This window comes from Serratia quinivorans (genome assembly GCF_946227985.1).
Taxonomy (GTDB): Bacteria; Pseudomonadota; Gammaproteobacteria; order Enterobacterales; family Enterobacteriaceae; genus Serratia; species Serratia quinivorans_A.
Genome location: NZ_CAMKGL010000001.1, coordinates 34,735 through 59,698, shown reverse-complemented (window position 1 = coordinate 59,698; position 24,964 = coordinate 34,735). Strand labels below are relative to the sequence as shown.

Sequence of the window (24,964 nt, the reverse complement as noted above, 5' to 3'; positions counted from 1 at the left end):
CTACCCGCCACTGGGTATTACAGCGCTCTTAGAATACGGTTCAGCAACGGTCCCAACACCTTGAACGACGTTGGTGAAACGATATCTACGTGCGCGCAATCCAGCTCATGCACCTGCAAGGCATCGACGTATTGCGACCAGGTCTGCTGCACGTCCATGCCCTCCTGCAACGTTTGACGGGCGACAAACAGCGTCGCCTGCCCTTTGAAGTTCGCCGTATGGGTTGCTGAAAGCAGGCGCACTGAATCGGCATAGTTGGCTTCGATATTATCGAACATCGCCACCCGGGTTTCGCCCAATGCAGGATCAAGCGCATCTTCGGAAACCGCCAGGAACTGCTCGCGCTCGCGCTGGACTTCTTTGAGCACGTTATCGTCGAGCATCACATCCCAGTTCTGGGTTTCCGGCGGATAGGTATCCAGCAGCCCAAGGAAGGCCACCTCTTCACCCCGCGCCTGCAATCTGGCGGCGATGCCCTGCGCCAGAGTGCCACCCAGTGAGTAACCGATAAAGTGATACGGACCTTGCGGCTGCACCTGCAATACCTGCTCCAGATGTGCATCGCAGACCTGATCCATATTCTCGCTCAGCGCCAGCGGGCCGTCGGGGCGCGGTGACTGAATCCCCACCAGCGACCAATGCTGGTCGATATAGCGCGGTAGCACGCTGAACTGCCAGGAGAATCCGGAAGCCGGATGCAGGCAAAACAGCGTAGGGCCTTCGGTGGTCCGTAACGGCAGTACGCTGTCGAAACCGGTCCGATCGGCCTCTTCCTGCGTGCGATCTTCCGCCAGCATTTGCGCCAGTTGTTCCACGCGGGAAGCCACCATCACCTGCCCGACCGAAACCGCCTTACCCAGTTCACGACGCAATTCTGCCGCCAGGCGCATCGCCAGCAGCGAATGGCCACCAAGCGCAAAGAAATCATCATCGGCAAACACCGTTTCACGCTGTAGCAAACGGGCGAATACCGCCGCGATCGCCGTTTCCAGTCCTGCTTCAGGCTCCCGCCCTGTGGCCCTGCTCCCGCTTTGCGGTTGCGGCAGCGCTTTGCGATCCAGCTTGCCATTGGCACTCAACGGCAGGGACGCCATCTCGACCAGTGCTACCGGCACCATATGTGGCGGCAGGCGATCGGCCAGCGCGGCTCGCAGCACCTCCAGATCAAGGCGTACACCCGGCTGCGCTACCAGATACCCCACCAGTTGGCGGGCATCACCACCGGCCGGATCTGTCGGCGTATGATCCAGCACCAGCGCATGGGTTACCGCCTGCTTGATACCCGGCAATGACAGCAACGCATGATCGATTTCACTCAGTTCGATGCGTTGTCCACGAATTTTCAGCTGATCGTCGCTGCGACCGAGATATTCCACTTCGCCGCCCGGTAACCAGCGCGCGACGTCGCCCGTGCGATACATCCGCCCACCGTCGCCTGCCGGGTCAGCCACAAAGCGGCTGGCGGTCAGTTCTGGTCGCCCCAGATAGCCGTGCGCAAGCTGTACTCCGGTGAGATACAAATCCCCGGCGACACCCGGCGGCACCGGCCGCAAGCGCGCGTCAAGAATACGCAATCCGGTATTCCACACCGGCAGACCAATAGGTACGTTAGCGCCGGTGACGGCGGCCAACGCCTCACCCCAGGCGGGGTGCCAGCTAACGTCCACCGCCGCTTCGGTCGGGCCATACAGGTTGTGCAGTCGCACCCCGGTGCGGCTTTGCCACAGGCGGCACAGCTCGGCCGGCAGCGCTTCGCCGCTGCAGAACACCTGTTGTAATGGCGCGCAGCACGCCACCGCCTGCCGACTGTCCAGCGCACCGACAAAGGCCGCCAACATCGAAGGCACGAAATGCAGGGTGGTAACCCGATATTGCTCAATCAACTGCAACAGTTGATCAGGATCGCGGTGTGCTTCTGGCGGTGCCATCACCAGTTGAGCCCCCACCATCAACGGCCAGAAGAACTCCCACACCGAGACGTCAAAACTGCAGGGGGTTTTCTGCAACACCACATCGCCTGCCATCATCGGATACTGATGCTGCATCCACAACAAACGGTTGACGATCGCCTGGTGGCCCACCAGTACGCCTTTCGGCCGCCCGGTCGAACCTGAGGTAAAGATAATGTAGGCCGGATGGTGCGGCGTGGGTCCGCTGAGCTCCACCTCCGCCGCGCTGTCTGCGACCAACGGCGCGTCATACAGAAAAATGTCACCCTTGCCGACAAAGCGCGCCTGCTGGCCAGGTTCGGTGATAATCAGACGCGGCGTAGCGTCCTCCAGCATCATGCCGAGGCGCTCATCGGGGTAACCGGTATCCAACGGTAAATAAGCCGCCCCCCCCTCGACAATGGCCATTAACGCCAGCGACAGAAATACCGAACGCGGCAAGGCAACGGCGACGATATCGCCGGGTTGCACGCCCTGAGCGACCAGTTGGCGCGCCAACGCGCAGACCTGTTCGCGGGTCTCGCGGTAGTTAAATTGATACTGTGCATCGGCCAGCGCCGGAGCATCCGGGGTTTCCTGTGCCTGCTGCGCCAACAGGCCGCTGAGGGTTTGCGGTGCCACCGGATAAGCGGTGTCGTTGACCCGAGCCAATAATTGGTGATCCTGCTCGGTGAGCAAGTCGGCGTCACCGATCGGCATTTGCGGCTGCGCGGCGAACTGACGTAACAACAGCGGCAGGCGGCGCAGATGAGCCGCTAACTCATCCCGCTGATAACGCTCGGCATTGGCCAGCAGATCGACCTTCAGCGTGCCGGCCTCATCAAGATACAGCGCTATCTCCAGGTCACGCACCGGACCGGAGGCCAGCTCATGGGTAATGCCTTCGATATCGCCAAAGTCCAACTGGAAATCAAACATCTTAAAGTTGAAAACGGTGCCATACAGCGGCTGGGCATCACCAATCCGCCCCAGATCACGCTGCACCTGTTCCGCCTCGTAACGCTGGTGGCGACGGACGCTTTTCAGCTCACGGCCGATATTGCCGGCAACCTCGCTCAGCGTCGCCTGAGGATCGAGGTGCATTTCGATCGGCAGTACGTTAATCACCGGGCCGTTGGCGCATAACGCGGCCGAGCCAGTACGGCGCATAAAGATAAAACCGGCACTGAAGCTGGCGTGGCCGCTCAGGCGAGACACCCACAGCGCCACCAGCGCCAACGCCATATCTGCCACGCTGAACTGCTGCTGACCGGCGTTCACCAGTTGGCTAAAGTCCTGACGGTCGCACAGCTGTGATAACCGATGAATACGGGTGGTCGGCGTCTGGCCGGCCAGTGGTTGCGGACAGAGTGTGGCTGGCGCAGGCAACTGCTTTGCCTTGTTCAGCCAAAAGGCCGCGTCACGCTGGCAAGTCGCCGATTGTGCATAGCGTTGATATTCTTCAACCACTTCACTGAAGGCACTAAACGGCGTCGGGTCCGGCTGCTCATTGCGCGACATCCGGGTGTAAATATGGGAAATTCTGCGGGCAATGGCGGTGAAACTGAAGCCATCCACCAGAATATGGTGATAACGCTGATACCAGAACCAACGCTGATCCGACAGACGGATCAACATATGACGATACAGTGCATTACCGCTGCCGATGCGTAAGTCACCGGACATATCCAGTTGCATCAAGGCACGCGCTGCCGCTGCTGCATCGGGGGAGTCTCGCAGATCAATCAGCTCAACCGGCAGGATCGCCCGTTGCGGGTCATGCCACTGCACCGGCACCCCGTCACGCTCTTCAAAGCGGAACTGCAAGGTATCCACTTCGAACAGCCCCTGCGCGATCGCCTGCAGCAGGCAATCCTGGTCCAACGGCCCGCAGAGCTCGATATAGTGGGAAACCGCATAGGCATTGGCGTGCGGTGAAATTTGATCGGCAACCCAGATCCCGGGTTGCGCGGCGACCAACGGCAACTCAGTGGCGAGTGGCTGTTCGGACGTTAATAAAGTGCTGTCTGACAAGGGACTGACTCCTGTTCTCGGTATTATTGCCATCACGCCTTGCGCAGTGATGCGGGCCGCATATCCTGCCAATGTTGTTCCAGCCACAGCACGCACAGCGGCCGCGCCGCCGGGCCGAATACCGGCGTCCACCCCGCCGGTACTGCGCTAAACTCGGGCCACAGGCTGTACTGCAGTTGGTCATTGCACACAATCAGGCAAATTTGTTGTTCGTCATCGAACGGGTTCTGAGTTTCCATCACGGACTCCCTGGACAGTGAAGGTGAATTGGGCCGCAGAGGCAGGAAAACTATCCGACCACAGCGCTTGCAGCCCGTCGATCAGACCGCCACGCCAGCACAGGTAATCATGCCCACCCGCCACCGTCCGGTATTGCACCCGATGCCCGGCGTCACGCAGCAAATCCACCATCCGGTCGTTCACCCGATGCGCCACTTTTTCATGCACGCCAGCTTCCATAAACACCTTCAGTTGCCCTTTGCCGACGCCCTGCTCAACCTGATGCAGCAGCCAGCCGGCATCCGCCGGTATTGCTTCACGCAGATACATATCGCGACGCGGCCACCAGAATGAACCGGACTGGCTGATCACCCCGCCAAAGCACTGTGGCCAGTGCAACCCGGCATACAGCGACGACAGGCCGCCAAAACTCTGGCCGCATACCAACGTCGTGGCAGGATCACGGCTGTGAGGTGCCCATTCGGCCACCTGCGGCAGCAGCTCTTCTTGCACCGCCAGCCAGAAATCCTCATTGCAGGCCAGCTCCTGACTGCGGTGCTTGAGACTGATAATGTCGATCAGCAGATAAACCGCTTCCGGTAATTGGCCTTCTCGCGTCAACTGCATCAGCGGATCCCAGACCGGCATGTTGTTCGACCAGAACTGACCGTCCAGCAATACCGCCAGGGGTCGCTGCGCCGGGTTGCTGTCGCCGGTGGTGTAAACCCAGACGTCGCGGGTATTCCCCAACCGCTCACTGTGCCAACTGTGGCGCTGTAGCCGCGCAGGCGGTGCTGGCGTACAGCGCCCACTGGCGACAGCGTAGCGATCAAAATCCTGCCAGGCCGGTTGCGGGGGGGCTTCCGGCATATGCAAACCGGACAACACGTTGCCGCCAACACCTGTCCATGAACGATGGGGATTAAGCAGATCCTGCGTGGCACCGGCAAACACCTGATGCCACCAGTGACGGATCGAATGCATATTGGCGTGTGCATCGTCGCCACTGTGTTCCAGCGGTCGGTCGTCCATACAGGGGATAAAGCAGTAGCTGCCACGCCAGTCGGCGCTCAGCTCGGTTTGCCAGTACCAGACGTCGGTCCCTTCCAGCCGTTGCAGGCTCTGCGGCGGTGACGGCTGGTGGTGGTCGGTCAGACAATTGATGTGGATCCAGACACGTTGGTAGGCTGAAGTGAGTTCACATCCCTGCGGATCGCGCCATAAAAATGTGACCTTCCCTCGCCCATCCCCCAGCAGCTCCACCAGCGGCGTGCCGCGTTTGGCGATATTCAGCCACCATCCATGGCGCCCGGCGTGCTTGCTCGATAATAATCTGCTGCTTTCTGACTCGGATTTTGTTTTCAAAACGCCTATTCACTATTTAGCTGGCAGCTTCAGGAAAGCCGGTAAATTCGCGGCGCGAGGCGCTGCCCAAGAAAACGGTAAACCGAATACTATTGATAATTATTTGCGTTTGCAATAGTGTGTGTAGGCTCGTAAACCGGGCAGGTATGTTCAACAGGGACGGATACCGAATTTTATACCCGTCATCTTTGAAGTTGCAGCGTTGTTACCTGCACTTGCTCACCCCAGTTACTTAACTTTTGTAAGCGCCTGGGGATGAGCAAGCTGGCCGCCTAGCTGCAACTTGAAAGCTATAGGGTATAGCGCTGAATCCAATGTCGCATCTCGACCGGTTGGATTTTTATTTCCGAAAACACAAAAACTACAACCGCCCTTCTCTACTGCCGGAGGCCTGCTTTCGGTGCTCCGGGAAAGGCAGCAAGGTAGGAACTCTCACATGAACCGCACATTATCTCGTTATTCCTTAGCCACACTCATCGGGTTAGGATTAGGCGCGTCCGCCTTTGCGCACGCCGCACAGCAAACAGAAACCACCGCAGAAACCGGCCCCGTCGCCAAAAACAAAAACGAAGCCGCCGAGGACACCATTGTCGTCACCGCCGCCAAGCAGAACCTGCAGGCACCCGGGGTTTCGACCATTACCGCCGACGAAATCAAAAAACGCCCACCGGCGCGCGATATTAGCGAACTGATCCGCACCATGCCGGGCGTTAACCTGACCGGTAACTCCACCAGCGGCCAGCGCGGCAACAACCGCCAGATCGATATTCGCGGCATGGGCCCGGAAAATACCCTGATCCTGATCGACGGAAAACCGGCCACCAGCCGTAATTCAGTACGTCAGGGTTGGCGTGGCGAACGTGATACCCGTGGCGATACCGCCTGGGTACCCCCGGAGATGATTGAACGCATCGAAGTGCTGCGCGGCCCGGCAGCGGCCCGCTACGGCAACGGTGCCGCCGGCGGCGTGGTCAATATCATTACCAAAAAGAACACCAAAGAGCTGCACGGCTCGTTAAATGCCTATTTCAACGTGCCGCAGCACAAGCAGGAAGGTTCTACCAAGCGCACCGATTTCAGCCTGTCAGGCCCGCTGACCGACGAATTAAGCTTCCGCCTGTTCGGTGGTTACAGCAAAACTCAGGCCGACGCCTGGGATATTAACGAAGCGCACAAATCTTACCGTGCACCGGCTTACGCCAACAGCACGCCTTCCGGGCGTGAGGGCGTGGAAGACAAAAACATCGATGCCATGCTGCATTGGGATTTTGCTCACCTGCAGTCACTGGAGTTTGAGTACGCCTACGGTCGTCAGGGCAACCTGTATGCCGGGGATACCCAAAACACCAACTCCAACCCGCTGGTGCAAAGCAACTACGGCAAAGAAACCAACCGTATCTACCGCGAAACCTTCGGCCTCAACCACCGTGGTGCCTGGGATAGTGGCGTCAGTACCAACAACTATATTCAGTTCGAACGCACGCGTAATACCCGTCTGAACGAAGGCCTGGCCGGCGGTACCGAAGGCATCTTCGATACCAAAAACGAGGGTTTCGGCACCACCAGGCTGGACGATTTCCTGGCACACAGCGAAATCAGCGTGCCCTTTGAACTGGGCGTGACGCAAACCGCGACGCTGGGCACCGAATGGAACCAGCAGAAGATGAAAGACGGTTCCTCCACCAGCCAAACCCTGATGGGCGGCACTATTCCTGGCCAGGCAGCCGGTACCCGCAGCCCTTATGCCTCCGCGCATATCTTCTCGCTGTTTGCCGAAGACAACATGGAGCTGACCGACAGCACCATGCTGACGCCAGGCTTGCGTTACGACCTGCACTCCGAGGCCGGCAACAACTGGAGCCCGTCGCTGAATCTGTCGCAGGAACTGGGCGACTTCTTCACGCTGAAGATGGGCATTGCCCGCGCTTATAAGGCACCGAACCTGTACCAGACCAACCCGAACTATTTGCTCTACAGCAAAGGGCAAGGTTGCTCGTCCAGCGATGTCAAAAATGGCTGTTATCTGCTCGGTAACGACGATCTGAAGGCGGAAACCAGCGTCAACAAAGAAGTGGGTCTGGAGTTCCATAACGACGGCTGGCTGGCCGGCGTGACTTATTTCCGCAACGACTACCACAACAAAATCGAAGCGGGTAACTCTCGCATCGGCACCAGCAGCACCGGTACCGCTATCTACCAGTGGGAAAACGTACCTAAAGCGGTCGTGCAGGGATTGGAAGGCTCGTTGAACGTGCCGGTCAGCGAGACCGTATCCTGGACCAACAACGCCACCTATATGATTGAGAACAAGAATAAGACTACCGGTGATTACCTGTCGATTATTCCTGAGTTCACCATCAACTCGACCCTGAGCTGGCAGGCGACAGAGGAGCTGTCGATGCAGTCGACCCTGACCTGGTACGGCCGTCAGAAGCCGAAGAAGTACAATTATCAGGGCAAACCGGTTAGCGGAACCGAAACCAAGGAAGTCAGCCCTTACGCCGTAGTGGGCGCCAGCGCCACCTATGATGTGACCAAGAACGTCAGTCTGACGGCCGGTATCGACAACCTGTTCGACAAACGCCAGTTCCGTGAGGGTAACTCGCAGAACGTGGGTGACCCGACCACCGGCGCAATTAATATCGCCGGTGCGGGCGCTGCCACCTACAACGAACCGGGCCGGACTTACTATATGAGCGTGAATACCCATTTCTAAACGACCAGCTTAATCAAGACTGCTAATCCCCCACTAAGGGGCTAAACCGGTAGGGGTCGAACATGTTCGACCCGATTTAACCCAGTGTTTATGCAACTGGGCGCAGCATGCAGCGCCCCTACCATTAAAAAGCAGAGCCGATTACCAATGACCTCAGGGGCTGCCATGCAGCCCCCGTTTATTTATTTCTCCAACGAAACCTGTTTGAAGATGTGCTTGCCGAACGGGTCAATCTCGTAGCCCTTCACTTCCTTGCGTACCGGCTCAAAAATGGTTGAGTGGGCAATCATCATCGCCGGCATTTGGTCATGCATCATCACCTGCGCCTGCTGATACATCGCCACCCGTTTGGCGAGATCGTTCTCTTCACGCGCCTGCTGGATCAGCTTGTCGAACGGCGGATAGCACCATTTGGCCGAGTTTGAACCGCCGTTGGCCGTAACGCAGGTAAACAGCGGGCCGAAGAAGTTATCCGGATCGCCGTTGGCGGTGGTCCAGCCCATCAACGCAGCCTGATGCTCCCCGTTTTTTATCCGCTGCAAATATTCGCCCCACTCGAAGGTGACAATCTTGGCCTTCACGCCGATCTTCGCCCAGTCGGCCTGGATCATCTCCGCCATGCGTTTGGCATTCGGGTTATATGGCCGCTGTACCGGCATCGCCCACAGATCGATGGCGAACCCCTGCCCCAGCCCGGCCTCCTGCAATAACCGTTTGGCTTTTTCCGGTGAGTACGGATAGTCCTCAATCTGGTCATTGCTGCCCCACTGGGTCGGCGGCAGCAGGTTCTTCGCCGGCTGGCCTGCGCCGTGGAATACCGCCTCGAGGATCGCCGGCTTGTTCACCGCCAGCGCCAGCGCCTGCCGCACCTTGAGGTTATCCAGCGGTTTTTTCTGGGTATTGAACGCCAGGAAACCGATGTTCAACCCGGATTTCTCCATCACCTGGATATTTTTGTCCTCGCGCATGCGCGTCAGATCCGCCGGGTTGGGGAACGGCATCACCTGACATTCATTCTTTTGCAGTTTGGCAAAGCGGACCGCCGCATCCGGGGTGATCGAGAACACCAGCCGGTCTATCTTCGGTTTCCCCTCCCAATACTGGTCGAATGCCTTGTAGAGGATCTTCGCATCCTTCTGGTACTGCACCAGTTGGAACGGCCCGGTGCCGACCGGATCGTTATCCACTCGCTGTGGCGTACCGGCCTTCAGCATCGCATCGGCATATTCGGCCGAGAGAATAGTGGCGAAATACATGCCGAGATCGGCTACAAACGGCGCTTCGGCACGCGAAAGCTCAAAACGCACGGTGTTGTCGTCCACTTTGACAATGTTGTTGATCAGCGTGCCAAACTCCATCGACTCAAAATTGGTGTAAGCGCCGTTGGAGACCTTGTGATAGGGGTTATTGGGGTCTTTTTGCCGCATAAAGGAGAAGATAACGTCGTCGGCGTTGAAGTCGCGGGTGGGGGTAAAGTATTTATTGCTCTGGAATTTCACCCCTTTGCGCAGATGAAAGGTGTATTGCTTGCCGTCTTCACTTACCTGCCAGCTTTCCGCCAGGCTCCGTTGCAGCTCGACGGTACCAACTTTGAAGTCCACCAGCCGGTTGTAAATCGTCGCCGAACTGGCGTCAACCGTGGGACCGGAGGTAAACAACTGCGGATTGAACCCTTCCGGCGAGCTTTCGGAACAATAAACCAGCGTGCTGGCGCGTGCGCCGCCCATCACCGTCAGAGCCAATAGTCCCAACGTCATTGTTATTGCTTTTTTATTCATCGTGCCATCCCCAGAGTAGAAAACAGACTCGAGGGATACCAATAAATCATGCAGTTAGGGATGTAAAGCACAAATTCTGAGCATAAAAAACGGGGAGTGCCGCATGCGGCATTCCCCGTGGTTACCCGGCTGGGTGAAATTAAATCATCTGGCTGAAGTTCATCTGCGCCATCAGTTTGTAGTTGTCGGCGTAATCCACCGGAATAGCCACCACCACCGGCCCCTGAATTTCCATTGCCTTGCGCAGCATTGGCCGCAAGTCTTCCACCGACTGCACGGCAAAGCCGACCGCGCCGCAGGCTTCGGCATAGGCTTTAAAATCAATCGGGCCGAATTCCACCCCGGATTTACGCCGGTATTTGTTCACCTCCTGCATTTCTACCATGTTGTAGGCGTTATCCACCCAAATGACGTGCACGATGTTATTTTTCAGGCGTACTGCGGTTTCCAGCTCCATGCTCGACTGCATAAAACCGCCGTCGCCGGAGATAGAGACCACTTTGTCCCCCGGGCGCACCAAAGCGGCACCGATCGCCCACGGCAACGCCACCCCCATGGTCTGTTGGCCGTTGGAGATCAGCAGCTGGCGCGCCCGGAAGCTGTAAAGATAACGTGCAATCCAGATGTGGAAACTGCCCATATCCACGCACAGCGTCACGTCATCGCTGACGATATCCTGCAACTCTTTCACGATACGCAACGGGTGGATTGGCATGCCGCCGCGCCGTGCGGCGCGTTCCGCCAGTTCATTGCGCTGACGGCCCAGATCGCTGAGGATCAATTCCACCTCTGTCGGCACGCTCACCACGCCGCTAAAGGCTTCGGTCATCATGTCGAGGGTCGCGCTGATATTGCCCACCAGCTCAATGTCCGGGCGATAACAGGTGTCGATATCCGCCGGCAGCACGTCAATATGCACCAGTTTCAATCGGCCCTGACTGTTCCACATGCAGGGATCGTATTCAATTGGGCCATAGCCGACGCTGACCACCAGATCGGCCTTTTGCAATAGCTGGTCGGCGGGTTGGTTATTGAACAAGCCAACGCGCCCGGCAAAGCGCGCAAAGTGGTTAACGTCGATCACCCCTGCCGCCTGATAGGTACCCACCACCGGCATATGAGTGCGATGCAGCAACTGGCGTACCGACTCGCTGTTTTCCGGACGGCTGGCCTGCAGGCCCAACAGCAACACCGGGCATTTCGCCTGCTGAATCAATTCGACCGCGGCGCGAATATCCTCGATAGCCGCCGCCCCCATACGCGGCAGTCGGCAACCCGCCAGCACCGGCGCACTGACCGGCTCATTGACAATATCCATTGGCAGACTGATGAAAGAGGCCCCCGGACGGCCGAACTCGGCGTGGCGGAAGGCGTTGGCAACCACCTCTGAAATCGCCGAACCGGCATGCACCTCGGCACAATACTTGGTCACCGGCCGGAACATGCTGACGGTGTCCATGCTCTGGTGGGTCTGTTTCAGGTTATCGGCACGTTTCACCGCGCCGCCAAAAGCCACTACCGCATCCCCTTCCGAGGTCGCGGTCGCCAGCCCGGTGATCAGGTTGGAACTGCCCGGCCCGGAGGTCACCAGCGCTACCCCGGCCTTGCCGGTCAAACGCCCGACCGCCGCAGCCATAAATGCCGCGTTGGCTTCGTGACGCACCACCACCGTTTCAATCGACGGCGCATCCTCCAGCGAATCAAATACCCGGTCAATCTTGGCTCCCGGAATACCGAATACGTGTTTGACGCCCTGCGCCTCCAGATTTTTCACCACCAAATCTGCGCCGCATGCCCAGTTATTGTCTGTTTTTGCCTTGTTCATGGAATACCTCCTGAAAACTAACCCAAGACTGTCGCGGAATTAACCCTCGGCAGAACGAATTGCGCGGTCCAAATCCTCTGGACAGAGGTCGGCGCGCAGAAAATCCGCGTCATGCGGCAACTGAAGATTGAGACGGGTGATCACACCAAATTGCAGACGGCCGTGGTCGAGCTGGTAATCCAGCACGTGCCCACCGCCGTTGCGATCTTCGGTGACAAAATGCTCGTGATAACCGGCCACGCCAACGCCCTGCATATAGTCAGGCGAGCGAAAACCGACCAGCGTGCCCTGGCAGTGATGGAAGGCAAAGGTGGGCTGCTCTTCAATCGCTTCCAGCATTGGGCGATAGGGGCGTTCCTGACGGGGTACGGTGCGGGTTTCCACATGGCTGAACTCGCCGTCGACACGCACCGCGCAGAACAGATTCGGCGAAGCCACCTGTTCATCAATACATTGGTGCAGCTGCGCCTTGGTGATCGGACGATCGAAATGTTGGGTGACGCTGGGTTGGAAAAAGGTGACGACGGCAAACGGGGTTTTCTGCTGCAGACTGGCCGGCCGCGCGCTACCGTCGGCACGCAACTGGTGAATTTCCTTGTCGAAGGCGATCAGTTCGCCGTCCAGGTGGTTGAAAGTCCCCAGGCCAAAATTACCGTGCCTGAGCAACTCGGCAATAGTGACCTCCCCTTCATAAACGCCGCTGATTAACGCGCTCATCAGCGAGATTTGGTAGATCTCGCCCTCCCCAACGCTCAGCGACTGCCTGGCAAAACCCTGCGCCAAATGCTGTGCACAGGCGCACCCGTGATCTTCGTTCATAACATACTCCTCCACCAGCACGGAGTGAAATGCCCCGTGCGTTCAAAATGCTCACCAGAGGGTGAGCAAAGATGTCGCCGGCAACCCGTTCAGTTGGAACGATTCAGCCATCGGCGACAAAAAAACCGGCACGGCAGGCCGGCGGCGCCCAATGTCAACAACGGTTTAGTTTCACTAACCATTGTTGTTAAACAGGACGCCAAATTGAACGGTTAATCTGGTGTTGAAACAGCTATTAATACCGCAGGCACACAGCAAGGCCTGGGGAAAACGAGTGTTCTAAAGTTCTAAAAACCGCGTGCTTTATGCATTTTCTCTGTGCGGTGGAATTCATGGCATATCCTTTCCTGCCATAAGCCCCATAAAAGAGTAGCCGTAATGCGTCAGCCGGAGAACCTGGTATTCATAAGAAACGCTTTTGCATATAATGCAAAAATGAATGACGCCCGCTATGTTGAACATCTGCCGATATTTCTCGAAGTCGCCCTGTTGGGCAGCTTCTCCGCCGCCGCCCGCAAGCTGGGCATGGTGCCTTCGTCCCTGGTACGCCACGTCGATGCGCTGGAAAATGCATTGGGCGCCACGCTGTTTATCCGCTCAACGCGCGGCCTGATGCTGACAGATGCCGGAGAAATGTTGCAGGCGCGCGCCACTACCTTGCTGACAGACATCAGCGATATCCGCGCAGAACTGACTTCGTTGAACGACAGACCGCAAGGTACCTTGCGCATCAGTTGCCTGCCGACCTTTGGCAAAACCTATATCCTGCCGCTGTTGCCTCTGCTTGCCGAACGCTATCCCCAACTGTTTGTTGAACTGGATTTAACCGAGCGCCAGACCGATCCGACGCAGGAACTGTTGGATGCCGCCATTCGCATCGGCGAGCAGAAAGACAGTGGGCTGTACGCCAGCCGGATAGCCACCCAACGTTGGGTCATGTGCGCCAGCCCTGATTATCTCGCTCGCTACGGCAGGCCTGCCGATCTGAACGCTTTGCCGCAACATCGGCTGATTGCCCGCTACCATAAGCAACAGCCGGCCTGCTGGGCGCAGATCCTCAGTGCCTCTTTGATGGACCGCTGCAGCCTGGTACTGCGCTGCGATGATTTTACCGCTCAGCGCGAAGCTGCACTGCTGGGGATGGGGATCACCTTTTTGCCCAATTGGGTGGTCGGGCCGGATATTCAGGCAGGTCGGTTGCTGCCGGTACTGGAAGATCCCCGCCAGGACCAACAGGGTATTTATCTGCTGCGGCCGGTGGCCAAGGTTTCCGCCCGCTTGAATCTGTTCATCAGCTTACTCAAACAAGGTATCGGTCAACCACCGAGCTGGGAATGAAGCGGTGTTATTCGCCCCTGCAACGCCGGGTTATCGCTTTCGTCCTTCAATTCTATGCCAGTCAGTCGGCGCTGAAATGCCTGTTCCAGCAGCCACGCCAGTTTGAACGCCGCCTGCGGGTAGTCCAGCCCCTCCGGACGGACGTTGGAAATGCAATTACGTTCCGACTCACGCCGCTCGGTATTCGGCCCCCAGGTGAGGTAGATCCCCAGGCTGTCCGGGGATGACAGGCCCGGCCGTTCACCAATCAACATCGCTACCGCTCTGGCCCCTAAACATTCGCCGATATCATCCCCCAACGCCACCCGTGACTGATGCGCCAGCACCAGCGGTGCCAGCGAAAGCCCCAATAATTCGAGATAAGGCCGCAGCGCCTGCAACAACGGCAGTGCCTGCCGATGCACCGCCTTGGAGGACAATCCGTCCGCCACCACCAGCAATAAATCCACCGGCTTGTCAGGCAACCCCAGCAGCAGGCTACGGCTGTCCGCGGCCAACCGACGCCCCAGATCCGGCCGGCTGAGATAAGCGGTACGATCGACGGCCTGACTGTGCACCGTCAAGGTTTGCCAACCCTGATCCTGCAACGCCCCGCCCAACGTATCGCTGTCAAACGGCTGGTGCACCGCATCTCGCGCCTGTGCATGCGCCAGGCCAAATTTAAGCAGTTCCTGGGTCGGTAAACTGGAGCCGGTGCGCCCCAGCGCAATGCGCGCATCGGTAAAGGCACGCAGCGCATCCCAACGGTTAACGTGAACCGGCTTGCTCATGGTTGCTCTCCCTGTAACGCCAGCAACAACGGGTGATTGGCCGCGGTGTCGCGCAGTCGGCCCAGCTCGTCGGTGATATGCATTTTCGTCAGCCAGTCGGCGAACTCCGGCGCGTGCTTCAGCCCCAATAGTTCGCGGATGTACAGTGCGTCATGGAATGAAGTGCTTTGGTAATTGAGCATGATGTCATCTGCTCCCGGTACGCCTATCAGGAAGGTCAGCCCGGCGGTAGCCAGCAGCGTCAACAAGGTGTCCATGTCGTCCTGATCCGCCTCTGCGTGGTTGGTGTAACACACGTCGCAACCCAGCGGCAGGCCTAGCAGCTTGCCGCAGAAGTGATCCTCCAACCCGGCACGGATAATCTGCTTACCATCATACAAATACTCAGGGCCGATAAACCCGACCACGGTGTTGATCAGCAACGGAGAGAAATGTCGCGCCACCGCGTAAGCACGTGCTTCGCAGGTTTGCTGATCGACGCAGTGGTGCGCATTGGACGATAGGCAGCTGCCCTGCCCGGTTTCAAAATACATGACGTTATTGCCCAGAGTACCGCGATTGAGGCTCAGCGCCGCCTGCTGTGCCTCCGCCAGCAGCGCCAGATTAATGCCAAAACCGCTGTTGGCCGCCTCGGTTCCGGCGATCGACTGGAATACCAAATCCACCGGTGCACCGCGCTCTATTAGCCGCAGCGTATTGGTGACGTGCGTCAGCACGCAGGATTGGGTAGGAATGGCGAAACGCTGGATCACGTCGTCCAGCATGTAATTGAGTTTTTCCAGCAGCGGCAGGCTGTCACTGGCCGGGTTGATGCCCACCACCGCGTCACCGCTGCCGTACAGCAGGCCGTCGAGCATGCTGGCCGCGATGCCCTGTAAGCTGTCGGTTGGATGGTTCGGTTGCAGCCGCACGCTCAGGTGGCCCGGCAGGCCAATAGTGTTACGAAAACGCGTAATCACCCGGCATTTTTTGGCCACCAGGATCAGATCCTGATTACGCATCAGCTTACTCACCGCCGCCGCCATTTCCGGCGTAATGCCGGTCGCCACCTGCGCCAGCATCGCGCTGTCCGCCTGTTCACTCAGCAACCAGTCACGAAAATCCCCCACCGTCAGGTGTGAAATTGGCGCAAAGGCCAATGCGTCGTGGCTATCGATAATCAGCCGAGTGACCTCGTCTTGTTCATAGGGCACCAGCAACTGCTGGAGGAACGTTTTCAGCGGCACCTCCGCCAGCGCTATACGTGCAGCCATGCGCTCCTCTGCGCTGTCCGCCGCCACTTCCGCCAGATAGTCGCCGGAACGGGCCGGTGAAGCCTTGGCCATCAACTGACGTAAATCGCTGAAACGATAGCTGCGCCGGCTAAGCGTTGCCTGATACATAGCGTCCCCTGTTCTGCCTGAATGCTTACCTGAAGTTGCAAACCCTGTACCAAGTGTAGTCAGTCGACCGGCGAATATATTCTCCTGCGGTTTCACCCACGGCCGCTTCGGGTTACAGTAGCCGCAACAAAGGAGAGGTAATGACCCGGCAACAAAAAATTATCCAATGGTTACAGCAAGATAGTGAAAGAATGACGATATTGCGCACCGCCCGTCGGCTCGGTCTGAATGACTGGTGCCTGGGTGCCGGCTTTGTGCGTAATCTGGTATGGGATCGGCTGCACGATTACGCCATGCCAACGCCACTCAACGACATCGACGTGATCCATTTTGACGCACAGCGCCCGGAAGCGGAGCGTGACCTGATGCTGGAAACACGGTTACAAGAATGGTTGCCACAGCCCTGGTCAGTGAAAAATCAGGCGCGCATGCACCTGCGCAGTGGTCGAGCGCCCTACCTTAGCAGCGAAGACGCCATCAGCTATTGGACCGAGCTGGAAACGGCGGTGGGCGTGCGACTGAATGCGGACGACAACCTACAGCTGGTCGCGCCCTTTGGCCTCGATGGGCTGTTCGATGACACCATCACCTTCAATGCCAAAAACGGCGACCTCGCCGCTTATGAACAGCGGGTGATCGACAAAGGCTGGTTACAACGCTGGCCGCGCCTGCGGCAAATCCGCGGGTAAAGTTTTATCCCATTCTGCCGATACCCTGAGCAGCGGAATCAAAACTCAGGGAGAGTGTTATGTCGACCAGCATTACCATGATTGTCCCGGTGAAAAACACCGTACCCGGCATCAGCAACGTTTTTAGCGCCCCCGGTAACCAAGGCCAATTGCTGATGGCCAAGCCGGTCAACCAGCAGCCGGAAGGCGGCAAGATGAAAGAAGCCAGGGAAACTGACGGTAACGAACAAGTGAAAGTGGCCGACAGCAGCGCTTCAGCGCGTATCAAGTCGCTGAACAAACAAATCCAGGGGCTGCAACAGAAACTGGCAGACCTGAAAGACTCGGATGCCGATCCCAAAGAAATTGAAAAACAGAAACAGCTGATTCAGGCGCAGATCAAAATGCTGCAGGCCGAGATCGCGCGCATTCAGAAAGAAGAGATGGAAAAACAGCAGGCAGAGCAAATGGCTAAAGCTGCCGAGAGTATCGCGCCGACCAAGGGCGACGGCATCAACCGCCCAACCGCACTTAATGCCGTGGATGTGTATATTTGACTCAGTAATCCGCCTGCAGCTGACGCTGTTGTTGCAGCAAGGCCGCCTGCTGCCCCACCACCTGCCAGATGACCTCTGCCGCTGGGGTCAGAGAGCGGTTTTTACGCCGCACCAGCATCAGCGCACGGTTGATTTCCGGCACCAGTCGGCGAACCTTCAACTGGCCGCCTTCCGGCAAGGGTAACGCCAGCGCCGGAAAGATACTGATGCCAATACCCGCGGCTACCATAGGAAACAGCGTGGCCGGATGGCCGATCTCCTGCACCACCGTCGCCTCCACCCCTTGTTGGCGCAGCGCGCTGTCAATCAGTGGCCGACTACCGGAGGCATAATCCTGCAACACCAGACGGCTACCGCTGAGAGTCGCCCAGTGCACCTCGGGCAATTCGGCAAACGGATGATCGTTACGACACAACAGCAGGAAAGGCTCGTGCAGGATCGGTTCGCAGTCCAGATCCAACGCCTGCACCGGATCGACCACGATGCCAAAATCGACCTCTGCATTACGAATGCTGTGCAACACCTGCTGCTGCGCCTGGTCACGCAGCATGATGCGGATATCCGGATATTGCTTTTCCCCGGCGGCAATGCACTGCGGCATCAGGTGCGCGGAGATGGTCTGGCTCGATGCCACCCGCACCGTGCCGCTGCGTTGTACGCCAAAGCTGCGCGCATCCAACAATGACGACTGCAACTCATCCAGCAAACGTTCAACCCGGTTAGCCAACCGTTGCCCGGCGTCGGTCAGCAGCACTTCACGAGTGGTGCGATCGAGCAGGCGAACGCCGACCTCCGCCTCCAGCTCTTTCACGCTGTGGCTGACCGCCGACTGGGTCAGGCCAATGGCCTCGCCGGCCCGGCTGAAACTGCGGTGCCGGGCAATAGCGACAAAGACTTTGAGTTGTTTAAGCGAGTAATTCATGTTTTTTATTCATATATGAATTAAATAAATCAATTTAATTATTATATCCGGTCGCGCGACAATGGGCGCATTGATTTTTCTTCGAGTACGTCGCCATGAGATTTTTGCCCGATCGCTTTACCCTGACGCTGATCGCCACCGTGCTGCTGGCTTCGTTCCTGCCGGCGCGCGGCGAGTTCGTCGGCTGGCTGAACGCGCTGACCATCGCCGCCATCGCCCTGCTGTTCTTTATGCACGGTGCCAAGCTGTCACGCGAAGCCATTCTGGCCGGCAGCAACAACTGGCGGCTGCACCTGTGGGTGATGTTCAGCACCTTTATTATTTTCCCGACGCTCGGCGTACTGTTTAAATGGTGGTCACCGGTCAACGTTAGCCCCGAACTGTATTCCGGCTTTATCTACCTGTGTATTCTGCCCGCAACCGTGCAATCGGCCATTGCCTTTACCTCGCTGGCGGGCGGCAACGTGGCCGCTGCGGTATGCAGCGCTTCGGCTTCAAGCCTGTTGGGGATTTTCGTCTCGCCACTGCTGGTCGGGCTGTTGATGAATGTGCACGGGGAAACCGGCAGTCTGCAACAGGTTGGCTCCATCGTGCTGCAATTGCTGGTACCGTTTGTTGCCGGACATCTGTCACGGCCGCTGATCGGCAAATGGATTGAACGCAACCGCAAACTGATTGGCAAGACCGACCAGACCTCAATTCTGCTGGTGGTGTATGCCGCCTTTAGCGAGGCGGTGACGCATGGCATCTGGCATCAGGTCGGCATCGGTTCGCTGGTATTTATTGTGGTGGGCAGCCTGGTGCTGCTGACGATTGTGCTGGTGGTGAATACTTATATGGCACGCTGGCTGGGCTTTAGCAAAGCCGACGAAATCACCATCGTGTTCTGCGGCTCGAAGAAAAGCCTGGCGAACGGTATCCCGATGGCCAATATCCTGTTTCCGGCCTCGACCGTGGGCATTATGGTGCTGCCGCTGATGGTGTTCCATCAGGTGCAATTGATGACCTGCGCAGTATTGGCACGACGCTATCAGAAAAAACAGCAGGAACAACAGGCGGCGCCCAACGCGCAAGCCGTGCGGGAATAAATAAATGGGTGCGGCAGACACCGCACCCGGCAACTCAACTTTTCTTCAACGGCTTGACCAGGTGGTCGAGCCCTTCAATTTTAATCGCCAACGTCATTTCCATCAGCATACCCAGCTTGCCCTGGGGGAACTCCCCTTTGCGGGCAAACCACAGCAGGTATTCTTCGGGCAGGTCAATCAGCACCCGCCCCTGATACTTGCCGAACGGCATTACCGTATTGGCAATCTCCAACAGATTCTCTTTCTCCATCAGGCACCCAGCAGGCGGATCATTTCCGCTTCATCAATCACTTCAATGCCCAGTTCCTGCGCCTTCACCAGTTTGGAACCGGCGGCTTCACCTGCAATCACCAGATCGGTTTTCTTCGATACGCTGCCGCTGACCTTGGCGCCCAGTGCCGTCAGGCGATCTTTGGCCTCATCGCGTGAAAGCTGGCTCAACGAGCCGGTCAGCACCACGGTTTTGCCGGCGAACGGGCTGTCGATCTCTTCCGCTACTATCACCACCGGGGCCGGCCAGTTAATGCCGATTTCGTCACTAACCAGTTCCTGGATAACCTGTTGGTTGAGCTCTTCGTCAAGGAAATGACGCGTGTGCTTCGCCACGATTTCACCGACCTCGGGCACTTCTTTCAACGCCTCGATATCAGCGGCTAACAGTTTATCCAGCGTACCGAAGTGTGCAGCCAGATTGGCCGCTGTGGCTTCGCCGACTTCACGGATGCCAAGCGCATACAGGAAACGGGCAAAGGTGGTCTGTTTGGATTTTTCCAGCGCATTGACCAGATTCTGCGCCGATTTCGGCCCCATGCGATCCAGCCCGGTCAGGATCCCGGCGGACAGACGGAACAGATCGGCCGGATTCTTCACGTACTCTTTTTCCACCAACTGCTCGATAATTTTGTCGCCCATGCCGTCGACGTCCAACGCCCGACGGGAAACAAAGTGCTTCAGCGCTTCTTTGCGTTGTGCAGCGCAGATAAGCCCACCGGTGCAACGTGCCACCGCTTCGCCTTCCACTCTCTCCACGTCGGAACCGCATACCGGACAATGCTGCGGGAACAAAATTTCACGCGCGTCCGCTGGACGGCGATCGGCTATCACTCCCACCACCTGCGGGATCACGTCGCCGGCGCGGCGCACAATCACCGTATCGCCGATGCGCAGGCCCAAACGTTCAATTTCATCGGCGTTATGCAACGTGGCGTTGCTGACGATCACCCCGGCAACCAGCACGGGTTCCAGTCTTGCCACCGGCGTGATCGCACCGGTACGGCCAACCTGGAACTCCACCTCGCGCACCTGGGTAATCTGCTCCTGCGCCGGGAATTTGAATGCTGTCGCCCAGCGCGGCGCACGCGCCACAAAGCCCAGCGTTTCCTGCAGGTCGATATCGTCAATTTTCACTACCACACCGTCGATATCAAACCCGAGCTGCGTGCGGTCCTGCTCCACCTGGCGGTAGAACGCCAGCACTTCGTCGCTGCCAGTACAACGTTTGGCGCGATCGCTGACCGGTAACCCCCAGTCTTTGAACTGCATCAGGCGCTGCCAGTGGCTGCGAGGCAATTCGCCGCCTTCCAGCAGGCCAACGCCATAACAGAAAAAGGTCAGTGGGCGTTTGGCGGTAATACGCGGGTCGAGCTGACGAATCGAACCGGCGGCGGCGTTACGCGGATTGGCGAAGATCTTGCCGTCCTTGCGACGCGCCTCTTCGTTCATCTGCTCGAAACCGGCCTGCGGCATAAACACTTCGCCGCGCACTTCCAGCCGGCGCGGGATATTGTCACCCGTCAGTCGCAGTGGAATGGCGCGGATGGTGCGCACGTTAGAGGTAATGTTTTCACCGGTTGTGCCGTCGCCGCGCGTTGCCGCGCGAACCAGTTCGCCATCTTCGTACAGCAGGCTGACCGCCAGACCGTCCAGCTTCAGCTCGCAGCAAAAGATCAGCGGATCGCTGCTCTTCAGGCGATCCTGCACTCGCTTGTAGAATGCCAGGAAGCTTTCTTCGTCGAAGACGTTGTCCAATGACAACATCGGCACTTCATGACGTACCTGATCGAACGCCGCCAGCGGGGCAGCGCCCACACGCTGGGTCGGTGAATCTGCGGTGATCAACTCCGGATGAGCGTTTTCCAGGGCACGCAATTCAGCCATCAGGCGATCGTATTCCGCATCCGGCACTTCCGGCGCGTCCAGCACATGGTATTGATATTCGTGATGGCGCAGTGAGGTTCGTAGTTGATTGATTTGTTGGATTATCGATTCCATGGCTCACCATCAAAGATAAAAAACCCCCGGCAAGCGGGGGCTTTGTTGTTACGGATGTTCAGTGCGCGTGGCCGTCGATCAGGCGTTGTTTTCCAACACTTCACGAAGGCGCGCTTTGTAGGTTTCCAGCTTCTGCGGGGTCATCATGCGGCGCTCATCGTCCAGCACCACACCGCCCACATCGTCGGCGATCCGCTGTGCCGACTGCAGCATCAGCTTGAAGTTCTGATTAGCGTCGCCATAAGACGGCACCATCATGAACATCGACACGCCCGGCGTAGAGAAATCGGACATCATCTCAGGATCAAAGGACCCTGGCTTAACCATATTCGCCAGGCTGAACAGCACAGGACCGCTGCCCGCAGGACTGATATGGCGATGGAAGATGCCCATTTCGCCAAACTGGAAGCCCGCCTGCAGCACGCTCTGCAGCAGAATTTCGCCGCCGATCACGCCCCCCTGATGTGCGGTAACATGCAGCACCAGTACGGTTTCTTTCAGTTTTGCCGGTTTGATGGCAGCTGGAGCAGGCTGAGGCTCGTGCGCCACCGCTGGTTTCACTTCCGGCTGCGGTTGATGAGCAGGTTCGGCATGGAACGCCGGCTCTGCTGCAGGTGCCACAGGCGGGAGATCGTCAACGCGCGGTTCACGGCGCGGCGCAGGCTGCTGCGGCTCGTCGTCTTCGTCCTGCGCGTAGTTATCCAACAGGATGTCATCATAATCCGGCCGCTGAGACAGCGGTGGCGGAGTCTGATGGGCAGCCGGTTGAACGGCACGCGGTGCTGGCTCAGCCGCCGGAGCGGGCTTGGGCGCAACCACGGGTTCTTCGCGAGCGGCATCGAAATGACCAAAGGACGGCTCGTCTTCCGGGTGAGCGGAGCGTACACGCACCTCCCCCACACCTTCATCGAGTTCGTCGATCGGGGATTGTTCACGTTCCTTTTTGGAACGTTTGGCTGGGCGATCGCGAAAAAGCGATGAGCGTTCCTTACGACTGGTCCAAAGACCGTGCAATAACAACGCTATTATGGCGATCGCGCCAACAACGATTAATATCAGACGCAAATCCTGCATCATTGCTATCTCTGTTGTTCCAATACATTGCCACCGCGGCAAACATTCACTCTTTAACTCTATTTGCCCGAGCACACAAGTGCAAGTCCGTGCTGAACTTTATGCCAATAAAGATGATTATACTGCCTTTTTTTGCTGTTTTTTCAGCCAATGTCACCCTAGCCAGTAGAAAATCATCCCGATATGATAGCTAAGCCTGTTCAGACAAAGAGATAACTTAAGATATGTCCTATACGCAGTCACCTTCTCACACCACCAGCGGCCTGCATTATTTTGCCGAAGGCTGGCGCCTGATTTCACGCCCGGGGATTAAACGCTATGTCGTATTGCCGTTACTGGTCAACGTATTGCTGATGGGGTCCGCCTTCTGGTGGCTGTTCAGCCAGCTCGGCGACTGGATCCCCAGCATGATGAGCCATGTACCCACCTGGCTGCAGTGGCTTAGCTATTTGCTGTGGCCGCTGGCGGTCATTTCCGTACTGCTGGTGTTCAGCTATCTGTTCAGCACCCTCACCAACCTGATTGCCGCCCCGTTCTGCGGCCTGCTGGCCGAGCAGTTGGAAGGCAGCCTGACCGGTAAACCGCTGCCGGACACCGGTATCTTTGGCATTGTAAAAGATTTGCCGCGCATCATGGCACGCGAATGGCGCAAGCTGGCCTACTACCTGCCGCGCGCACTGCTGCTGCTGATACTCTATTTCATTCCGGGCATTGGCCAGACGGTGGCACCGGTGCTGTGGTTCCTGTTCAGCGCCTGGATGTTGGCAATCCAGTATTGCGACTATCCGTTCGATAACCACAAGGTAAGCTTCGCCGATATGCGCCGCGCACTGCGCCAGCATAAGACCGACAATCTGCAGTTTGGCGCTATGGTGAGCCTGTTCACCATGATCCCGATCCTCAATCTGGTGATCCTGCCGGTCGCGGTTTGCGGTGCCACGGCGATGTGGGTTGATCGTTACCGCCCACAATTCGTTCGTTCCTGAGCCGTTTTATCGGCCACATTACGATTAATTCTTCGACAGGGCGCGCAATTTGCGCCCTTATCCTTGTGCTTAAAACTTATTTCCTAATAACATATAGATATACCAATTCTTTACTTCCCTGCCGGTACTGTTAGCGTATGCTTTCGACGTTCCCCACATTTTTCATAGAGTTAAAGGACGGGCTATGAGCAAGATATATGAAGACAACTCATTAACGATCGGCCATACGCCGCTGGTTCGTCTGAACCGTATCGGCAACGGACGCATTCTGGCCAAGGTTGAATCACGCAACCCGAGCTTTAGCGTCAAATGCCGCATCGGTGCCAATATGATTTGGGACGCGGAAAAACGCGGTGTCCTGGTCGCCGGCAAAGAACTGGTGGAGCCAACCAGCGGCAACACCGGTATCGCACTGGCGTTCGTCGCCGCCGCACGCGGCTATAAGCTGACGCTGACCATGCCGGAAACCATGAGCATCGAACGCCGCAAACTGCTCAAGGCGCTGGGCGCCAACCTGGTGCTGACCGAAGGCGCTAAAGGCATGAAAGGTGCGATCGCCAAGGCGGAAGAAATTGTCGCCACCGATCCCAACCGCTACCTTATCCTGCAGCAGTTCAGCAACCCGGCTAACCCGGCTATCCACGAACAAACCACCGGCCCGGAAATCTGGGAAGATACCGATGGCGAAGTTGACGTTTTCATCTCTGGCGTCGGTACCGGCGGTACGCTTACCGGTGTCAGCCGCTACATCAAGAACACCAAAGGCAAAGCGATTACCACCGTAGCGGTGGAACCTACCGACTCACCGGTGATCACCCAGGCGCTGAATGGTGAAGAAATCAAACCTGGCCCGCACAAGATTCAGGGCATTGGCGCAGGCTTTATCCCCGGCAACCTGGATCTCGACCTGGTTGATCGCGTCGAGCAAATCACCAATGACGAAGCCATCAGCATGGCGCGCCGTCTGATGGACGAAGAAGGCATTCTGGCAGGCATTTCCTCCGGTGCTGCCGTGGCCGCAGCGGTGAAACTGGCTGAAGAACCTGAGTTCGCTGACAAAAACATCGTGGTGATATTACCCTCCTCCGGCGAGCGCTATTTGAGCACCGCCTTGTTCGCCGATTTGTTCACCGAACAAGAATTGCAACAGTAGTGCCAGCCGCGCACTAATCGCTAAAAAAGCACCTTACGGGGTGCTTTTTTGTGGACTGGATCAAAGTTTAT

19 protein-coding genes are annotated in these 24,964 nt (G+C 57.6%); 7 read left to right on the top strand and 12 right to left on the bottom strand.

What is annotated here, in order from left to right; all coding sequences use genetic code 11:
* Positions 1 to 17: 17 nt before the first annotated feature.
* The 3 genes from OCH02_RS00260 to fes are packed head-to-tail and all read right to left on the bottom strand — an operon-like array spanning position 18 to position 5,546.
* Positions 18 to 3,962, bottom strand: coding sequence for an enterobactin synthase subunit F (locus tag OCH02_RS00260; protein ID WP_261429166.1), 3,945 nt, complete (start codon positions 3,960 to 3,962; stop codon positions 18 to 20).
* Positions 3,963 to 3,994: 32 nt separating this feature from the next.
* The gene (locus OCH02_RS00255; RefSeq protein ID WP_017893570.1) at positions 3,995 to 4,201 is read right to left on the bottom strand and encodes an MbtH family protein; all 207 of its coding nucleotides are present in this window, start codon (positions 4,199 to 4,201) and stop codon (positions 3,995 to 3,997) included.
* A complete protein-coding gene (fes, locus tag OCH02_RS00250) occupies positions 4,176 to 5,546 on the bottom strand; it encodes an enterochelin esterase (protein ID WP_261429165.1) in 1,371 nt (456 codons plus the stop codon). Before fes ends, OCH02_RS00255 begins: the two co-directional genes overlap by 26 nt.
* Positions 5,547 to 5,982: 436 nt before the next feature.
* On the opposite strand from fes, the gene OCH02_RS00245 reads away from it, so the two are divergent.
* On the top strand, positions 5,983 to 8,262 hold the full coding sequence (locus tag OCH02_RS00245; protein ID WP_261429164.1) for a TonB-dependent siderophore receptor: 2,280 nt from the start codon (positions 5,983 to 5,985) through the stop codon (positions 8,260 to 8,262).
* Positions 8,263 to 8,444: 182 nt separating this feature from the next.
* Here OCH02_RS00245 and OCH02_RS00240 read toward each other — a convergent pair whose 3' ends face one another.
* The 3 genes from OCH02_RS00240 to budA form a co-directional block, all read right to left on the bottom strand.
* Positions 8,445 to 10,040 carry an ABC transporter substrate-binding protein gene (locus tag OCH02_RS00240; protein ID WP_261429163.1) on the bottom strand — a complete coding sequence of 532 codons (1,596 nt, stop codon included), beginning with the start codon at positions 10,038 to 10,040 and terminating at the stop codon, positions 8,445 to 8,447.
* 139 nt (positions 10,041 to 10,179) lie between these two features.
* Positions 10,180 to 11,865, bottom strand: coding sequence for an acetolactate synthase AlsS (alsS, locus tag OCH02_RS00235; protein WP_261429162.1), 1,686 nt, complete (start codon positions 11,863 to 11,865; stop codon positions 10,180 to 10,182).
* 39 nt (positions 11,866 to 11,904) lie between these two features.
* Positions 11,905 to 12,684: an acetolactate decarboxylase gene (budA, locus tag OCH02_RS00230; protein WP_012146146.1), complete on the bottom strand. Its 780-nt coding sequence runs from the start codon at positions 12,682 to 12,684 to the stop codon at positions 11,905 to 11,907.
* A 378-nt stretch (positions 12,685 to 13,062) separates the two neighbouring features.
* On the opposite strand from budA, the gene OCH02_RS00225 reads away from it, so the two are divergent.
* Entirely contained in the window at positions 13,063 to 14,022 is a 960-nt protein-coding gene (locus OCH02_RS00225) for a LysR family transcriptional regulator (protein ID WP_261429161.1), read from the top strand.
* Here OCH02_RS00225 and eutC read toward each other — a convergent pair.
* Together eutC and OCH02_RS00215 are read right to left on the bottom strand one after the other, a co-directional pair.
* Positions 14,001 to 14,792, bottom strand: a complete 792-nt coding sequence (gene eutC, locus OCH02_RS00220; protein ID WP_261429160.1) for an ethanolamine ammonia-lyase subunit EutC — start codon at positions 14,790 to 14,792, stop codon at positions 14,001 to 14,003. The genes OCH02_RS00225 and eutC overlap by 22 nt on opposite strands.
* Entirely contained in the window at positions 14,789 to 16,174 is a 1,386-nt protein-coding gene (locus OCH02_RS00215) for an ethanolamine ammonia-lyase subunit EutB (protein ID WP_261429159.1), read from the bottom strand. The genes eutC and OCH02_RS00215 overlap by 4 nt, the downstream gene beginning before the upstream one ends.
* A gap of 140 nt (positions 16,175 to 16,314) precedes the next feature.
* On the opposite strand from OCH02_RS00215, the gene OCH02_RS00210 reads away from it, so the two are divergent.
* Together OCH02_RS00210 and OCH02_RS00205 are read left to right on the top strand one after the other, a co-directional pair.
* Positions 16,315 to 16,863 carry a nucleotidyltransferase family protein gene (locus tag OCH02_RS00210; RefSeq protein ID WP_261429158.1) on the top strand — a complete coding sequence of 183 codons (549 nt, stop codon included), beginning with the start codon at positions 16,315 to 16,317 and terminating at the stop codon, positions 16,861 to 16,863.
* 59 nt (positions 16,864 to 16,922) lie between these two features.
* Positions 16,923 to 17,399, top strand: coding sequence for a FlxA-like family protein (locus OCH02_RS00205; RefSeq protein WP_261429156.1), 477 nt, complete (start codon positions 16,923 to 16,925; stop codon positions 17,397 to 17,399).
* A gap of 1 nt (position 17,400) precedes the next feature.
* Here the strand turns inward: OCH02_RS00205 and OCH02_RS00200 are convergent, their stop codons facing one another.
* Complete coding sequence (locus OCH02_RS00200) at positions 17,401 to 18,321, bottom strand: LysR family transcriptional regulator (protein ID WP_261429155.1); 921 nt, start codon at positions 18,319 to 18,321, stop codon at positions 17,401 to 17,403.
* A 95-nt stretch (positions 18,322 to 18,416) separates the two neighbouring features.
* On the opposite strand from OCH02_RS00200, the gene OCH02_RS00195 reads away from it, so the two are divergent.
* Positions 18,417 to 19,409 carry a bile acid:sodium symporter family protein gene (locus OCH02_RS00195; RefSeq protein ID WP_261429154.1) on the top strand — a complete coding sequence of 331 codons (993 nt, stop codon included), beginning with the start codon at positions 18,417 to 18,419 and terminating at the stop codon, positions 19,407 to 19,409.
* Between the two features lie 34 nt (positions 19,410 to 19,443).
* Here the strand turns inward: OCH02_RS00195 and OCH02_RS00190 are convergent, their stop codons facing one another.
* From OCH02_RS00190 to zipA, 3 genes are all read right to left on the bottom strand, one after another.
* The gene (locus tag OCH02_RS00190; RefSeq protein WP_012146156.1) at positions 19,444 to 19,659 is read right to left on the bottom strand and encodes a DUF3820 family protein; all 216 of its coding nucleotides are present in this window, start codon (positions 19,657 to 19,659) and stop codon (positions 19,444 to 19,446) included.
* Positions 19,659 to 21,680, bottom strand: coding sequence for an NAD-dependent DNA ligase LigA (gene ligA / locus OCH02_RS00185; RefSeq protein ID WP_261429153.1), 2,022 nt, complete (start codon positions 21,678 to 21,680; stop codon positions 19,659 to 19,661). Before ligA ends, OCH02_RS00190 begins: the two co-directional genes overlap by 1 nt.
* A 78-nt stretch (positions 21,681 to 21,758) precedes the next feature.
* Positions 21,759 to 22,757 (bottom strand): cell division protein ZipA, encoded by a 999-nt coding sequence (zipA, locus tag OCH02_RS00180; RefSeq protein WP_135317470.1) that lies wholly within the window; start codon positions 22,755 to 22,757, stop codon positions 21,759 to 21,761.
* A 221-nt stretch (positions 22,758 to 22,978) separates the two neighbouring features.
* Here zipA and cysZ point away from each other — a divergent pair, with 221 nt between their 5' ends.
* Positions 22,979 to 23,740 (top strand): sulfate transporter CysZ, encoded by a 762-nt coding sequence (gene cysZ, locus OCH02_RS00175; protein ID WP_261429152.1) that lies wholly within the window; start codon positions 22,979 to 22,981, stop codon positions 23,738 to 23,740.
* A 184-nt stretch (positions 23,741 to 23,924) separates the two neighbouring features.
* The gene (gene cysK, locus OCH02_RS00170) at positions 23,925 to 24,893 is read left to right on the top strand and encodes a cysteine synthase A (protein WP_261429150.1); all 969 of its coding nucleotides are present in this window, start codon (positions 23,925 to 23,927) and stop codon (positions 24,891 to 24,893) included.
* Positions 24,894 to 24,964: the final 71 nt, after the last annotated feature.

Coding starts and splice junctions, on each gene's coding strand:
- OCH02_RS00255 (WP_017893570.1), bottom strand. CDS start 4,201: ATGGAAACTCAGAACCCGTTCGATGACGAACAACAAATTTGCCTGATT.
- OCH02_RS00245 (WP_261429164.1), top strand. CDS start 5,983: ATGAACCGCACATTATCTCGTTATTCCTTAGCCACACTCATCGGGTTA.
- OCH02_RS00240 (WP_261429163.1), bottom strand. CDS start 10,040: ATGAATAAAAAAGCAATAACAATGACGTTGGGACTATTGGCTCTGACG.
- alsS (WP_261429162.1), bottom strand. CDS start 11,865: ATGAACAAGGCAAAAACAGACAATAACTGGGCATGCGGCGCAGATTTG.
- budA (WP_012146146.1), bottom strand. CDS start 12,684: ATGAACGAAGATCACGGGTGCGCCTGTGCACAGCATTTGGCGCAGGGT.
- OCH02_RS00225 (WP_261429161.1), top strand. CDS start 13,063: ATGCGTCAGCCGGAGAACCTGGTATTCATAAGAAACGCTTTTGCATAT.
- eutC (WP_261429160.1), bottom strand. CDS start 14,792: ATGAGCAAGCCGGTTCACGTTAACCGTTGGGATGCGCTGCGTGCCTTT.
- OCH02_RS00215 (WP_261429159.1), bottom strand. CDS start 16,174: ATGTATCAGGCAACGCTTAGCCGGCGCAGCTATCGTTTCAGCGATTTA.
- OCH02_RS00210 (WP_261429158.1), top strand. CDS start 16,315: ATGACCCGGCAACAAAAAATTATCCAATGGTTACAGCAAGATAGTGAA.
- OCH02_RS00205 (WP_261429156.1), top strand. CDS start 16,923: ATGTCGACCAGCATTACCATGATTGTCCCGGTGAAAAACACCGTACCC.
- OCH02_RS00200 (WP_261429155.1), bottom strand. CDS start 18,321: ATGAATTACTCGCTTAAACAACTCAAAGTCTTTGTCGCTATTGCCCGG.
- OCH02_RS00195 (WP_261429154.1), top strand. CDS start 18,417: ATGAGATTTTTGCCCGATCGCTTTACCCTGACGCTGATCGCCACCGTG.
- OCH02_RS00190 (WP_012146156.1), bottom strand. CDS start 19,659: ATGGAGAAAGAGAATCTGTTGGAGATTGCCAATACGGTAATGCCGTTC.
- ligA (WP_261429153.1), bottom strand. CDS start 21,680: ATGGAATCGATAATCCAACAAATCAATCAACTACGAACCTCACTGCGC.
- zipA (WP_135317470.1), bottom strand. CDS start 22,757: ATGATGCAGGATTTGCGTCTGATATTAATCGTTGTTGGCGCGATCGCC.
- cysZ (WP_261429152.1), top strand. CDS start 22,979: ATGTCCTATACGCAGTCACCTTCTCACACCACCAGCGGCCTGCATTAT.
- cysK (WP_261429150.1), top strand. CDS start 23,925: ATGAGCAAGATATATGAAGACAACTCATTAACGATCGGCCATACGCCG.